We start from the raw sequence: 15,121 nt of genomic DNA on the forward strand, positions 1-15,121 counted from the left end.
GCACTCATCGGCAACTCCGCCCTTGGTTTCCTGGAGAATGAAGCAAGCCTGAATTCAGAAGTCAGGAGCTCCCTCATGTTGCCTCCCTTGCGTCACGCGGCGGTCGCGCTGCGGCGTCTCGCCGCGCAGCCACGCCCGAAGTCTTCCCAGCCCACCGGAGACCGGCAGCACGGGTCCGCCCCGCTCCACCAGGCCCTGAAGGGTCGCTCGACGTTCGCCGCTTCCGCGCGCGTCGCTCGGGGTGGAGATCCCAGCACGGATGGCGACAGCCCCACCAGTACGCGCCCCATGGGGGGTCCCCTGCTTCCGCCCATCATCCGGGCGGTCTTCGAGCGGGTGTTCCCGAACCTCTTCCCGCCCTCGGGACAGGTTCGCTCCGATCCCAGCGCGGACCCCGACAGCCCCAGCAGCAGCCGGGGCACGGCGCATGGGAACGATGACACCACCGTGTAGGCCCTCAGCACGCGGCACAGGGGAGACAGTCACCCCCGAAGGTGTCTCCCTGGGGCCACACGCCGCCTGCGATTGTCCGAGCCCAGGTCTTGCTATGGGGTCTGGATATGTGGCTCCCCAGCCTCGCCGCGTCCCTGGTGCTGTCCGTCCTGGAAGCCTCCGCGCCTTCGTCACCTCCACCCGCGCAGGGGAAGGTGACGGTCATGACCTACAACGTCCTCTACTCCGCGCCGCCAGAGGATGTGGCGAAGTCGCTGGACCTCATCGAGAAGGAGGCGCCGGACATCCTCTGTCTGCGCGAGTTGACGCCAGGGTTCGCCAGCGCCTTCCGGAAACGGCTCGGGAAGGAGTATCCCCATGTCCGGCTCGTCCCCCGGAAGGGGACCTGGGGCGTGGGCATCGCGAGTCGCCATCCGATGACTCGCACGGAGCACTTCTCCCAGGAGCCACACCGCATGCCGGCCCTGGAAGCGGACGTGCGCCTCGCGGGGCGGACCTTGAAGGTCTCCTGTGTGCACCTGATGGCGCCGGGGGCCACGCATCGCAAGGACGACGACCTGGTTGAGTCCATGGCGAAGAACGCGGTGCTCCGAAAGAAGCAGGCCGACGCCCTGATGAAGCGCTATTCGAAGGAGCAGGGTCCCCTGCTGCTGCTCGGGGACATGAACGAAGGCCGCTCGGGTGATGCGATGAAGGCCTTCGCCTCGGCGGACTTCCAGCACGCATGTGAAGGGCCGGGCGAGAGCTGTGGCTCCACCTGGCCGGGCGCGGCCTCCGTCCTTCCGGCCATCGTGGAGATCGACCACATCCTCGGCCGGCGAATCACGCTGTCCGAGGCCAAGGTGCTGCGCAACGGGGGCTCGGACCACGACGCGGTCCGTGCTTCCCTCGAGTTCCCACCGTGACGTCCCGCGCCGCGAGGGAATGCGAAACGCCGCGCTCCACCCGAAGGTGAAGCGCGGCGCCGTCACTGCCTCGCGAGCAATCCCTAGTTGCAGCCCAGCGGGTACGTCACCTCCACCAACGAGCCGGGCGCGGGGGCCGCGTCACGGTCGAAGATGATGGTGTTGGTGCGCGCGTCGTAGTGCCAACCCGTGGTGACCTGCACCCCGTCCACCTCGACGACGATGCGCGTCGAGTCGGCGGGCACCTCGGTCAGCGGGAAGTTGCGGTTGGGACCGAAGGCGCTGTTGGAGAGCTTCTCCAGCGACGCGGCCCAGTTCGGCGTGCAGATGCTCTCCACCACGCCGCCCGTCGCGCTCGCGAGCTGGAGGTAGCGACTGCCAGAGCTGCTCGACGTGGGGCAGGTGGCCAGGTCCATGGGGCCGACAATCGCGTTGATGCTGAGCTTGGACTTGTCGTTGCCCTTCAGCGCCAGGAAGTACGTCTCGTAGAAGGACACCGGCTGCGAGCTGAAGTCCTCCTCGTCCGAGAGGAAGATGATGGCCAGCTTCGCCTCCTCGCGCAGGAACCCGCCGTTGCCGTCGTTGGCCAGCGGGGTGCGGACGTCATCCAGGTTGTAGAGCAGCGGGTCCGACAGGGCGCGGTGCGCCGCGTCCAGGCCCTGCTCGTTCCAATGACACACACCCACCTGCGTGTTGGCGGCGAAGACCCCCGCCGCGTTCGGCGTGTCCGGGGTGATGATGCGGGGCCGCGAGCCATCCACCGGGAACAGACGCCCGTTCTCTCCGCCCTGCGCGCCACCGGGGCACTCGGACCAGCCCCCTGGAGACGGGTCCAACCCCGTGGTGGTGACGCCGATGCGGTAGTCCACCGCCGCCGCGCTCGCCGCGCTCAGGAAGGCCGCGAAGTTCTGCCCCAGGCTCTGCTGCTCCTCCATCATCGAGCCCGAGTTATCCACCACGAAGAGGACGTCCACCTTCGCCTTCGACTCCTGGAAGAAGCGGTCCGTCTGCTCCGCCTTCGTCACGCCCCGGCCCACCAGGCCCGCCGTGTACTCGCCCCCATCCTCCAGCCGGAAGCGCAGCGCCGCCGCGTCATCCCCGTCGTCCGTCGGCGTGTAGCGCGCCGTCAGCTTCACCCGCGCGCCCGGGGCAATCGTCGCCGGGAAGGGGTTGGCCGACGCCACCTCGAACTCGCTGCCCGTCTGCTCCAACTCCATGCCCGCGACCTTCACCGGGCCAATGCACTCGTTGATGGCCAGCAGCTCCCGCGTGCGCGGGCCGCAGGACAGCTTGGTGATGCCGAAGTCCACCGTGGTGGGCTGCACCGCGAAGCAGCCCTTCACGCCCTCGCCCACGAGCGTCACCAGCGGATGTCCCAGCGACGGGTGGTTCACCCACGCCTCCGCGAGCCCCTCGAAAGCGCCCTCGGCCTCCGGCTTGAAGCGCACGACGAGCGTGGCCTTCTGGCCGGGCTGGAGCACGCCATTGGGCACCGCCGCGGCGACGAAGGACGGGTCCGAGCCCGCCACCAGCTGCATGGAGGCCAGGTAGCACGCCTCCGCGCCGGTGTTGCGCAGCGACACGCCCAACGCCACCTCCGCGCCCACCGGTACCTTGCCGAAGCGCAGCTGCTGCGGCAGCGCGTACTGGCACGGCTTGAATGCGCGGCCCTCACCCTTCAGCTCCACCGCCTCCGTCGACGTCGTGCTCCCCGCCCGCACCGTGACGGCGAGCTGTCCCTCGCTGGCACCCGCCGCGCCCACGCGAGGGCTGAACGTCACGCCCACGAAGGCCGACTGACCCGAGGGCACCGTCACGCTGGCCGGCGCCTGCGCCAGGGTGAAGTAGCCCCCCTGCGCCGTGTCCAGCCGCAGGTTGTTGACGAGCACGCTGTCGCGGCAGCGGTTGACGACCTCCACCGCGCGCGTCGCCGTCATCCCCTCCGCCACCACGCCGAAGTCCACCTTGCGCGGCAGCACCGCCACGCAAGACGTGCCACCCTCGCCCGTCAACGACACCTTGGGGCCCGGCGCGGAGGAGCCCTGCTCCCGCACCCCCACCTCCACCCGGCCCTCACCCGCGCGCCCCAGCACCACGGGCGTGAAGGCCACGCGCACCTCCACGCTCGCGCTCGGGGGCAAGATGCCACCGCTGAGCACCGGCTCGCTGACCACGCGGTAGACACCACCGGGATTGGCCTGAAGGTCGACGCCCGACCAGCGCAGGGGCTCGGTGCCCTGGTTGCGCACGGTGATGGACTGCTCCGCGCTGGCCCCCAGCGCCACTCGCCCGAAGTCCAGGCGCAGCGGCGTCACCTCCAGCTTGGAGGCCACGCCCATGCCCTTGAGCGGCACCACGGCCGGCTCACAGCCCTCGCACACCACGACACGCAGCTCCGCCGTCGCGAAGCCCAGTCGCCGAGGCGCGAAGGCCACCGACAGCACGCGCTGCTCACCGGGGGCCAGCATCTCCGGCTCGCCGCGCTCCGCGGTGAACTGGTCCGCATCCGCGCCCTGGACGGACAGGCCCAGCGCCGTGTCCACGTCCGACGTGTTGCGCACCGTCACCTGCCGCATCTCCACGAAGCCCATGGAGACGTTGCCGAAGTCCAGCTCCGTGTCGGGCACCTCCAGGAAGGCCTTCACGCCCCGCCCGGACACCGGCACCTCGCCCTGTGAGTCCGCATCCGTGAGGAGCTCCAGCGAGCCCTGCACGGAGCCTTCGACGTCCGGCTTGAAGTGAACCTCGATTTCGCGCTCCGCCCCCGCGCCCAGGGTGAACGGCTCGAACGGAGGCACAGACACGTTGGGGATGCTGGAGACGGCGCCTTCCACGCGGTACGGCGCGCGGCCAGCGTTGGTCACCTTCAGCTTGAAGCTCTTGGTGCGACCCAGCGCCGCGGGGCCAAAGTCGATGGTCTCGGGGCGCACCACGAAGGCGCTCTTCGCTCTCTGCGAGGACGGGCGCTCACAGCCCATCCCAAAGACCAACGCCGCCGCCACCCACGCCACCCAAAACACACGTCGCATGCCTGCCTCCCCACGACTCCCCAAGCCCGGATCCCGCGCGGCCTCGCACCCCGCGATTCCGGCGGAGGGGGCGCTTTGCAACCCGAGTGCCCGGACCAAAGAGGGGTCTGAAGTCCACCGGCCAACGTGGCAAGCCGTGGGCCTGCCTGGGAAAGGGCCTTCCCCGACGTGGGAACAACATTTCCCACGGACCGGGTGGGACTGGAATTCCTTCAGGAACGGCGGGTAACAGTCAGGAGAAACCGCCACCCATCCGGGGGCTCAGGTCGCGGTGCGGGCCGACGCGGAGCGCCAGCGGTCCAGCATTCCCGTGCCCCAGAGAACGCCCACCATGCACACCAGGGCGCCCGTCACGGCCAGCGGCGAGACGGCCTCGCCCAGCAGCACCGCGCCCAGCACCCAGGAGAAGACGGGCGTCAACTGCGTGGCGACGCCGCCGGCCACCGCGGTGACGTAGCCAAACGCATACGTGAAGGTCATCTGCGCCACCACGGAGGTCAAACCCACGCCCAGAAGAGGAAGGGCGACATCCCAGCCGAGCGGCCTCCAGTCGTGCAGCGCGAAGGGCAGGCTGAACAGCAGGCCGAACAGACAGAAGGAGAGGAAGACGGTGGCCGCGTCCGTCTCGTGGCGCAGCGCGCGCACCACGACGACCGCCGCGCCGCCCAGCACCGCGGAGCCCATGCCCGCCCACGCGCCCAGGCCCAGGGTCAGCGACACGCCGCCGTCCATCGTGCTCCACATGACGAGCCCCGCGCCCACCGTCGTGAGCACCAGTCCCGCGAGCAGGGGTCCCGTCACCCGCTCCTTCAAGAAGGCCCAGCCGATGATGGCCGCGTAGATGGGCCAGCACGCGTTGAGCAGCACCGCGGGGCCCACCGTCATCCGGTCGATGGCGACGAAGTACAGATAGACGGCCGCGCCGCCGAAGATGCCTCGCAAGCACCACAGCGGCAGGCGACCGAAGCGGGGCCCGCGGCCCATCACCGGATAGTAGATGGCGAGGAAGAGCAGGCCGATGAGGAAGCGGCCGGACGCCACCTGGCCTGGAGACAGGCGGCCGGAGAGCAGGCGGGTACACAGCGCCATCACCGCGAACAGCACGCTCGAGAAGACGAGCAGCGGCGTGCCGCGGAAGCGCACGGGGAGGACCCAGCGGGGTGTCATGGAGGGCGCCCCTCTATCGGATTCCCCCGCCGTCCTCCAGTGCTCTCGGGCCGCACGCCTGGAGGCCGGCCTCGGGTGGGAGTGGCGGCGCAACGCCGCGCGTTGACGACCATCCACCCACCGTCACGAGTTTTCCCACTACCGGAACACCTATTCAGTGGTAAATCGCCCGCCCATCATGTCCGAGCCCGACGTCATTTCCCTCCGAGGCGCCAAGGAGCACAACCTCAAGAACGTCTCCCTGGACATCCCGAAGAAGAAGCTCGTCGTCTTCACGGGAGTCTCAGGGTCCGGCAAGAGCTCGCTCGCCTTCGACACGCTCTACGCGGAAGGTCAGCGACGCTACGTCGAGAGCCTCTCCGCCTATGCCCGCCAGTTCCTCGGGCAGATGGAGAAGCCCAAGTACGACACCATCCGGGGCCTGTCGCCCACCATCTCCATCGAGCAGAAGGCGGCGAGCAACAACCCGCGCTCGACGGTGGGCACCGTCACGGAAGTGCACGACTACCTGCGCGTGCTCTACGCCTCCATCGGCGTGCAGCACTGCCCCAACTGCGGCCGCAAGGTGGGCAAGCAGAGCGCGCAGCAGATCGTCGACGAAATCCTGAAGATGCCCGCGGGCAGCAAGGTGCAGGTGCTCGCGCCGCTGGTCACCAACCGCAAGGGCGAGCACAAGGACCTGCTCACCGAGGCGCAGAAGCGCGGCTTCGCCCGCGCCCGCATCGACGGGAAGCTCAAGAGCCTGGAGGAGCGCGTCGAGCTGGACAAGAAGTCCAAGCACGACATCGAGCTCGTCATTGACCGGCTGGTGCTCAAGCCGGACATCAAGACGCGACTCACCGACTCGGTGGAGACGGCGCTGCGCGAGGGCAAGGGCACCCTCATCATCACCGACGAGGCGGGCGCGTCCACGTCGGACCGGGTGATGAGCGAGCTGAACGCGTGCCCCGCCTGCGGCATCTCCTTTGGCGACCTGACGCCCGCGTCGTTCTCCTTCAACAACCCGCTGGGCATGTGCACGGACTGCAACGGCCTGGGCACCCGGCCGGAGATGGACCCGGACCTCATCGTCCCGGACCCATCGCGCAGCATCCGCGACGGCGCCGTTGAACCCTGGGCCAGCGGCATGAATCGCGGCGAGGGCTGGACGGCGGACTTCGTGGAGAGCCTGGCGAAGGCGTTCAAGATTGATTTGGACGTGCCCTACGGGAAGCTGTCCAAGCGCGAGCGCGACACGCTGATGAACGGCGGCAAGGGCAAGAGCTTCACCGTCGAGTGGGGCGAGAACGGCCAGTACAAGATGGAGTGGGAGGGGCTCGTCGAGCGCTTGATGCGCAACTTCAAGACGACCACGTCCGAGGCCCGGCGCACCGAGCTGCAGAAGTACTTCAGCAACAAGCCCTGCCCCTCCTGCAAGGGCGAGCGCCTGCGGCCGGAGAGCCGCGCGGTGAAGGTGCACGGGCACTCGATTGTCGCCCTGAGCCGGCTGACCATCTCCGACGCGCTCGGGTTCCTGGGCGAGCTGGGGTTGACGGCGCAGGAGCGGAAGATCGCCACGGAGCTCTTGAAGGAGATTCGCAGCCGTCTGTCCTTCCTGGTCGACGTGGGCCTGGGCTACCTCATGCTGGACCGCACCGCCTCCACGCTGTCGGGCGGCGAGAGCCAGCGCATCCGGCTGGCGTCGCAGATGGGCAGCGAGCTGACGGGCGTCATCTACATCCTGGACGAGCCCTCCATCGGCCTGCACCAGCGCGACAACGGCAAGCTCCTGACGACGCTCAAGCGCCTGCGGGATTTGGGCAACTCCGTCATCGTCGTGGAGCACGACGAGGAGACGATGGAGGAGGCGGACTGGCTGGTGGACTTCGGCCCGGGCGCCGGCGAGCTGGGGGGACAGGTGGTGTCCCAGGGCACGCCGAAGCAGGTGATGGCGGACGAGAACAGCACCACCGGCGGCTACCTGTCCGGGCGGCTGGAGATTGAAATCCCCGAGCAGCGCCGCGCGCCCAATCCCAAGCACCAGCTGGTGATTCAAGGGGCGAAGGAGAACAACCTGCGCGACGTGGACGCGGTGATTCCGCTGGGCATCTTCACCGCCGTCACCGGCGTGTCCGGCGCGGGCAAGTCCACGCTCATCAACGAGATTCTCTACCCCGCGCTCGCCAAGCACCTGTACGACAGCCGCGAGTCTCCCGGGAAGCACAAGGCCGTGCTGGGCTTCGAGCACCTGGACAAGGTCATCGACATCGACCAGCGGCCCATTGGCCGCACCCCGCGCAGCAACCCCGCCACGTACACCAAGCTGTTCGACGCCATCCGTGAAGTGTTCGCGATGACGCCGGAGGCGCGCACGTTCGGCTACGGCCCGGGCCGCTTCAGCTTCAACGTCAAGGGCGGCCGCTGCGAGTCGTGCGAGGGCGACGGCGTCAAGCTGGTGGAGATGCACTTCCTGGCGGACGTGTACGTGCCGTGCGAGGTGTGCGCCGGCAAGCGCTTCAACGAGGCGACGCTGCGCGTGCGCTACAAGGGGAAGAACATCGCGGAGACGCTCGACATGAGCGTGCGCGAGGCCATGGAGCACTTCTCCGCGCACAAGGACCTCATGCGCGTGCTCCAGACGCTGGGCGACGTGGGCCTGGGCTACATCCGCCTGGGCCAGCCCTCCCCCACCCTGTCCGGCGGCGAGGCCCAGCGCATCAAGCTGGCGCGAGAGCTGGCGCGCGTGGCCACCGGCCGCACGCTCTACATCCTCGACGAGCCCACCACCGGCCTGCACTTCGAGGACATCCGCAAGCTGTTGTCCGTGCTCAACCGGCTGGTGGCCGCGGGCAACAGCGTGCTCGTCATCGAGCACAACCTGGATGTCATCAAGAGCGCGGACTGGCTCATCGACATGGGCCCCGAGGGCGGGGCGGGCGGCGGCCAGGTGCTCGCAGTGGGCACCCCGGAGAGCGTCGCCAAGGTTCAGGGCAGCCACACCGGCCGCTACCTGGCGCACGTGCTGGGCAAGTCCCGGCGCGCTCGCGTCGGCAAGCGCGTGGATGGCTCGACGCCCGTGCAGCACGCCGCACCGGGCTGAGCACTCCCACCGCATCCAAAACATGGAGCGGGGGGCTGAGGGTGCCTTCATTCACCCCCAACCCCCCGTCCACCTTGGAGGAAGACTTCACAGGTGGGGTGTGAGCCTCGAAATCATTGACAACGCCTGTTGCATTCTAGGGCCTTATCAATTCCTGTCAAACCAGCCCAGCCCGCTTAAGGTGTATCAATAAAGACGCACTGTCACCGGAACCGGGCCTTGGGCAGACGGGAGATTTCCGGTGGGACTGCGAAGCGGAGCGTGAAGCACGTGGCCCGCACGGGTTGAAGGCAGGCGGACCGCGAGGCCGGGTTGGAGGTCGCCCCTCCGTGGAGGAGAGGGCCGCCCGCCTGGACGAGAGGACGTGCCGCGAGGGGCTTCGGTGGAGTCCGGGCCCCGCGTTGGGTAGGGTTGGGCCTCTTGTCTTCTTGGAGCCCCCACCTTTCTCCACCAGGGAGCACCCCGCCTCATGGCTGAGAGTCCCGCCGCGCAGAACAACAAGTTCCCGCCGCAGATACCGTTCATCATCGGCAACGAGGCGTGTGAGCGCTTCAGCTTCTACGGGATGCGGAACATCCTCACGGTGTTCCTCATCGACTACCTGTTGAAGAACGCGGTGCCCGACTCAGGGCTGCGCGAGGCACAGGGCAAGAGCCTGATGCACACCTTCATGGCGGGGGTGTACTTCTTCCCGCTCATCGGTGGCTATCTCGCGGACCGCTTCTTCGGGAAGTACCGCACCATCCTCTGGCTGAGCATCGTGTACTGCGTGGGCCACGCGTTTCTCGCCATCTTCGAGAACAACGCCACGGGCTTCTTCGCGGGCCTGACGCTGATTGCGGTGGGCAGCGGCGGAATCAAACCGTGTGTCGCGGCCATGGCGGGCGACCAGTTCAACGAGTCCAACAGCCACCTGGTGAAGAAGCTCTTCGCCATCTTCTACTGGACCATCAACTTCGGCTCGTTCTTCGCGTCGCTGTTCATCCCGCTGTTGCTCAAGAACTTCGGGCCGGCCGTCGCGTTCGGCATCCCCGGCGTGTTGATGTTCATCGCGACCATCATCTTCTGGTTGGGCCGGCGCCACTACGTCATCGTCCCGCCGACGGGGGCCAACCCGCACTCGTTCTTCAAGGTGGTGGGCAGCGCGCTGAAGAACCGGGGCCAGGGCGGCCACTGGCTGGACGGCGCCAAGGCGGCGCACCCCTCGGAGTCGGTGGAGGGCGTCAAGGCGGTGTTCCGGGTGAGCGGGCTGATGCTGCCGTTCGTGCCGTTCTTCTGGATGCTGTTCGACCAGAAGGCGTCCACCTGGGTGGTGCAGGCGCGCTCCATGGACCTGAACATCCTGGGGTTCGCCTTCCAGCCCAGCCAGATGCAGTTCATCAACCCGCTGCTGGTGATGCTGCTCATCCCCCTGCTGACGGCGGTGGTGTACCCGCTGTTCCAGCGCTCGGGCTGGGAGCTGACGCCGCTCAGGCGCATGCCGCTGGGGCTCGTGTTCGGCGCGGTGTCGTTCATCATCGCCGGCTTCTTCCAGGTGGCGATGGAGAGCGGCACGGTGCTGAACATCTCCTGGCAGATCCTCCCGTACATCGTGCTGACGCTGGGCGAAATCCTCATGTCCACCACGGGCCTGGAGTTCGCGTACACGCAGGCGCCCCGGGAGATGAAGGGCACCATCCAGAGCGTGTGGCTGGTGACGAACACGCTGGCCAACGTGGCGGTGGCCATCTCCGCGGCGCTCAACATCTTCTCCGGCTCCGGGCAGTTCTTCTTCTACGCGGGCATGGCGCTCATCGCCGCCGTGGGGATGACGCTGGTCGCCCGCCGCTACGTGGTGCGCGACTACTTCCAGACGTCCGCGCCCCTCCCCACCGAGGAGCGCAACGCCGCGGGAATCACCGCCCGGTCGGCCTGACGCACGCGGCCCCGCCGGGAGTCACGGTGGGGCCGCGGTTCCACGGGGCGAAGGCTCGAGCCTTCACCTTCATGAGGCGGCGGCGCTCAGCCGCGGTTCGTGGACTGGACGGGCTCCTTCTTCAGTTTGGACAGGGTGTTGGTGATGCTGGTCGCGGTGAGGTCCAGCGCCGAGGCCCACACGAAGACCTTCATCACGTCCTCCCAGGTGCCAATCCAGTTGTCAGCGAAGAGGGCTGTTGTCACCGCCGACAGTAACAGGCCCATGAAGAGCAATACGCCCAGACGCGCCAGTTCCCAGTAGCGCGTCACGTCCATGCGCAGCGGCAGCGGCGCGCCTCCCAGGACATCGGTGCGCAGGCTCCAGGCCGCGAAGCCCCTGGTCATCGAGGGTTCCTGGCTGTCCGGTGACCGGGCGGATGCTAAGATTGGAGCGCCGAAGGGCAGCGAGTCATGCGCGCCCTTGATGACACCCTCGGCTGACGCAGTGAGCGATTTCGAGGTCTTCGCGATGGCGAGCTTCGCCGCCTCTACGTATGTCGCCTTGTCCACGAGTGTAGAGACTTCTTTCTGGGCATCCGACGTCGTGCCTCGCATGCAGCCGAGAAGTGCGTTCAGGAAGCGCTCCGGCACCTCGGACTGCATGTACTCCAACACCTGCTCGGGCTCGGTGCCGCCATGGGTCTTCTGCATCCAAGCCAGCTCCGAGGAGACTTGCGCCACGGCTCTGGCGCCCGGCTCACAGGGGGAGTCGACTCCGGCAAGGGCGGCCCGCGCGGCCGCGAGCTCCGCCACCATATGGCTCGTCATCAGGCGGGTGAATTTCGCCACCTTCTGCCAGGCCCCATCGAGCAGTGTCAGTCGCTCCTTGAGTGCAACGGACGCAGAGGTGGAGGCGAAGGACTCCACGGCCGTCTTCACCTCGGTGCGCGCAAGCCCCGGACTGGCCTCCTTCAACACAGCGTCCACGGTGGTCTGCGCCACGAGCAAGTCGGCGACCCTCGTGCTCCAGGCCCTGCCCTCAATCTCAAGGTGACGGTTCAGCTCGGACTCCAGGCCCGCCAGCAGCGTCCCTGCTTCGGTGACATTGTCCGCGTCCAGCAGGCGGGCTATGGACGGGAGCGACAGAGACAACGCGCTGACGCCGCGCTTGAGCCCCGCGGGAAGACCGTACAGCGCTCCCGCTACCTCCGCGAGGACCTTGTTCCTCGCGACGAGCTGCTCCTTCGTTGACTGAAGCTGCCCCAGCGCAGCCTGGAATATTTTCTCCGACGCGTCGAACACATGGACCAGGGCCTTGGTCCGTCCGGAGATGAAGGCGGCGGCGATGAGCCCGAGCGCCTTATCCACCTCTCCATGGAAGGTCGCGTCCTGGTGCTGCGCTCGCGCCTTGCGCAGCCGCTCCAACTGTTCGTCGAGTGTCTCCCGTGCCTTGCCCAGCTCCTCGATGTGGGTGAAGGCCCAGCGCAGCCCGTTGCCCGCGACCACTCCCAGGAAGGCTACGAAGAAGAGCCAGCCGTAGCCGCGTCGGACGCGGACCTCGTAAGGCAGCTCCACTGCGCTCGCCAGTTCCTTCGCACTGATGCGCAAGGAGCCTGACGTCGACCCAAGCGGGAATGGTTGCTCGATGAGAGCCCGTGCATAGGCAGGCTGCCCGACCCCCAGCGTGAGCGTCGACGCGAACTTCGCCGCGTCCCTGGCGCGGAAGTCGAGCCCGAGCTGCCCCGCCGCCGCCTTTCCGCCGTTGAGCGGGAGGCTGCCGTGGGCAACGCTGTCGATGGAGAGCCGGGACAGCACGGACGTGTTCATCAGTCGGAACTCCGCGTGCTCCGGTGCTTCTCCATCCACCACCTCCAGCACCAGCCTGGGCGGAAGCAGCAACGTGGCTGCGGGAAGAACCAAACTGAGGTCGACGTCTTGGAGCACCGTCGTCTGCTTCCCCTGCGCATCCGTGCCGGGATAGGTGAGTTGAACCTTGAGGCCATATGTGCCTGCGGAAAGGGACTCATCGAGGGCCACGTCAAGCCGCAGGTCCGTCCGCTTCGCATCGGCCGACGGCACCACCTCCGCATGGAGCTTGCCTAGTAGACGCTCCTCCACCTGGAGCCCGGGCGTGACGGCCTGCACGGTCGCGTTGACTTGGACTGCTGTCACCTTGTCGGGGAGCCGCACGGCGAAGGATACGCTTGAGGAGTTCTTCCCAAACTCGGGGACAACCTTGAGCCACCGCTGTAGCCCCGCGAGGAACACCACCTGCTTGAGCCCCTGAGAAACGACGACCTTGTCTCCTCCAGGCCTCGGCTCCACGGTGATGTTCGGTGGGGTGGCAAGCGTGGCCGCAAAGGCACTTCCCCCCCAGGACACCACCAGCAGCCATGCAACGGTGGAACGTCTCATGTCCCCTCCTCAGGCTGTGCGTGACGTGAGCACCAAGTCCGCACTGCCGACCACATTGAAGATGAAGCCCAATGGATTGCGTTCGCGCAGGAGTTGGCGACGGAAGTCGGTGATGGCCCACCCTAGCGTGCGCTTCGCGAGCAACGATCCAGTGACATGGGTCCCAAAGCGCCCTAGCAGTCCAGAGAAGGCCGTACATTCTGTTCCGACCACGGCGGCGGCACCTGCATGTCGGAAGGCTCGGACAAAATCCGTCACGGTGACGGGCTCGATGGCCCCCGAAGCGCAGGAGAGCACCATAACCAGGGTGTGCGGCTGTTGCCCCCACGTCTTGCCCCCACGACAGCGGTCGATGACATGCTTGCCTTGGAGCCACTTCTCATTCTGAAGGAGGACGATGCGCGGTCCCCGGGGCTGGCCTTGAAGCTCGCGAGTCTCCAGGTGCCCCAGTACGATGAAGACCGGTGGCCGTTCCGCACTCCAAAGCGGTGCCAACACGTCCTCACTCAGGTCCAAGTTCTTGAGTCGCTGCCCGCTGACAATAACGGAAAGGTCGTTCCGCATCCGCTCGCTGCCTCCGTCACGGTCACCGCAGGCAACAGCCACCAAGTTCCCCTTATCCGGTTGCTCGATGGAGACGACGACGTCGGCCTGCACCCCTTCACCGAAAAGTTCCTCGACCTGGAGTCGGACACCCCAAAACCCCTGGGCGCACCAGCGATCAGCCCGCGGGCAACCACATTCACCCCACCGACCATTGGGGCCAAAGCCGAGGCACACCGGAACGTCCACCCCCACACGCTCATCCGGCTCCGGGAAATCGTAGAGAATGGGCCAGGGATACGTCTGAGCTGGGCGCGTGCGCAGTACCTGAATGACCTCATCCCGTCTGGTGCTCAACGATTCGAACACCTGAGCAGACTCCGGGACCTCTAGCAGCAGTGCGCGGTACAGATCGCAGCCTAGGCGCCCCAGTTTCGCCAAAACTGACTCCACGCCCGGCCGCTGCGCGTCCAAGGAAGGCGGGTATGCGAGGAAGCGAGGCTCATCAGGAGTAAGTGGGTCGACACTGGACTCCTGGAGGATGCGGCGATACGTCGCCGTGCTCTCGGCCGTCATGAGTTCTGACAGTCGGAGGGTGGTGGCGCCGCCTCGGGCAAAGGCTCGCAGCGACAGGACTCCCGGGCCGCTCGCGCTCTTTTCGTCCACCATGAAGATCGACAGGGCTCGTGGCCACAACCGACTGAGGTTGGTGAACTTCGACGTCGAACCACCCTCCAGCTTTGCCGTGACCACGGTACATCCTTCGTTGATCCGCTCCATTGCTTCAACTCGTGCCTGGATAGTGAAGGCCTGGAGTAGATGCCGATGATGGTAGAGAGCAACCCCCAGTTTGGCTATTCCTGGAAGAGCAGGGGCACGCACGACGAAGCCCACCGCAGCGGAGTCTCCCTGGGACGGAAGGAACACAATCTTTGAGAAGTCTCCCTCCACAGTGAAATCTTCGCCAAAGACAGCAACGTGCAGCGAGTGCCCTCCTTCACTTGGAGGAAGAAGGTCGTCAAGCGGCGGAGGCGGCGACTCTTTCAATAGCGACGCCGGAAGTTCCCGACCGATGCGCAACCACAGCCGATAGCTCTTCTGCTGACACAGGGAGACGTTCCCTGGAAGCCAGGAGATTTTCTTCCCTGGCGGCAGAGCTTCCTGTCCAGCCGGGAGAGCCGTCTCTAGGCGCTGGAACGCGAGGCTCACGCGCCTGGGTGGAGGCGGCCTGTGATCGCGGCTCGGCTCGGCTTGAGGGGTGGGCCACGCGGGAGGCGCTCTATCACTCATGCGCGGATCCCAGTCATCCACTGGCTCGTCATTCACCATTTCCTCGCCGCTCACCTCACAGAAGTCTATTTCCTCGGCGGATGCTTCTTCGAGGTCCGGATCTTCCTCGAAGCTGGCGCATGCCACTTCGAAGTCCGGATCTTCCTCGAAGAAAGACGAGGTCGTACGCAGTTGCGGCGCCATCGCAGGCGGCTGCGGGCTTGCTCGTTGCATCGGCAGAGCAACCACGCTCGTGCGTGAGGAAGGTGGCTCGGGCGCCACCTCTCCTACGGACTCGACAAACAGAAGGTAATGCCCGCCGTTGCGACGTGCCCCAAGCCCTTGCTCCGTCAGCAGATCAGCGA

Annotated in this window: 8 protein-coding genes; 4 read left to right on the forward strand and 4 right to left on the reverse strand. The window is 67.0% G+C overall.

The window, feature by feature from the left end:
* The first annotated feature begins 75 nt into the window (after positions 1 to 75).
* Positions 76 to 453, forward strand: coding sequence for a hypothetical protein (locus HUA75_RS20320; protein WP_174454920.1), 378 nt, complete (start codon positions 76 to 78; stop codon positions 451 to 453).
* 107 nt (positions 454 to 560) lie between these two features.
* A complete protein-coding gene (locus tag HUA75_RS20325; protein ID WP_174487328.1) occupies positions 561 to 1,358 on the forward strand; it encodes an endonuclease/exonuclease/phosphatase family protein in 798 nt (265 codons plus the stop codon).
* Positions 1,359 to 1,441: 83 nt separating this feature from the next.
* Here HUA75_RS20325 and HUA75_RS20330 read toward each other — a convergent pair whose 3' ends face one another.
* Both HUA75_RS20330 and HUA75_RS20335 read right to left on the reverse strand, forming a co-directional pair.
* On the reverse strand, positions 1,442 to 4,387 hold the full coding sequence (locus HUA75_RS20330) for a choice-of-anchor D domain-containing protein (protein ID WP_174487329.1): 2,946 nt from the start codon (positions 4,385 to 4,387) through the stop codon (positions 1,442 to 1,444).
* A 261-nt stretch (positions 4,388 to 4,648) separates the two neighbouring features.
* Positions 4,649 to 5,554, reverse strand: a complete 906-nt coding sequence (locus HUA75_RS20335; protein WP_174461877.1) for a DMT family transporter — start codon at positions 5,552 to 5,554, stop codon at positions 4,649 to 4,651.
* A 178-nt stretch (positions 5,555 to 5,732) separates the two neighbouring features.
* On the opposite strand from HUA75_RS20335, the gene uvrA reads away from it, so the two are divergent.
* Positions 5,733 to 8,633 (forward strand): excinuclease ABC subunit UvrA, encoded by a 2,901-nt coding sequence (gene uvrA, locus HUA75_RS20340; protein WP_174487330.1) that lies wholly within the window; start codon positions 5,733 to 5,735, stop codon positions 8,631 to 8,633.
* A 469-nt stretch (positions 8,634 to 9,102) separates the two neighbouring features.
* Positions 9,103 to 10,548, forward strand: coding sequence for a POT family MFS transporter (locus tag HUA75_RS20345; protein ID WP_141647079.1), 1,446 nt, complete (start codon positions 9,103 to 9,105; stop codon positions 10,546 to 10,548).
* 86 nt (positions 10,549 to 10,634) lie between these two features.
* Here the strand turns inward: HUA75_RS20345 and HUA75_RS20350 are convergent, their stop codons facing one another.
* Complete coding sequence (locus HUA75_RS20350) at positions 10,635 to 12,944, reverse strand: hypothetical protein (RefSeq protein WP_174487331.1); 2,310 nt, start codon at positions 12,942 to 12,944, stop codon at positions 10,635 to 10,637.
* A gap of 9 nt (positions 12,945 to 12,953) precedes the next feature.
* Complete coding sequence (locus tag HUA75_RS20355; RefSeq protein ID WP_174487332.1) at positions 12,954 to 14,960, reverse strand: hypothetical protein; 2,007 nt, start codon at positions 14,958 to 14,960, stop codon at positions 12,954 to 12,956.
* Between the last annotated feature and the right edge of the window lie 161 nt (positions 14,961 to 15,121).

The sequence above is a fragment of the Myxococcus sp. CA040A genome, assembly GCF_013336725.1.
GTDB classification, from domain to species: domain Bacteria; phylum Myxococcota; class Myxococcia; order Myxococcales; family Myxococcaceae; genus Myxococcus; species Myxococcus llanfairpwllgwyngyllgogerychwyrndrobwllllantysiliogogogochensis.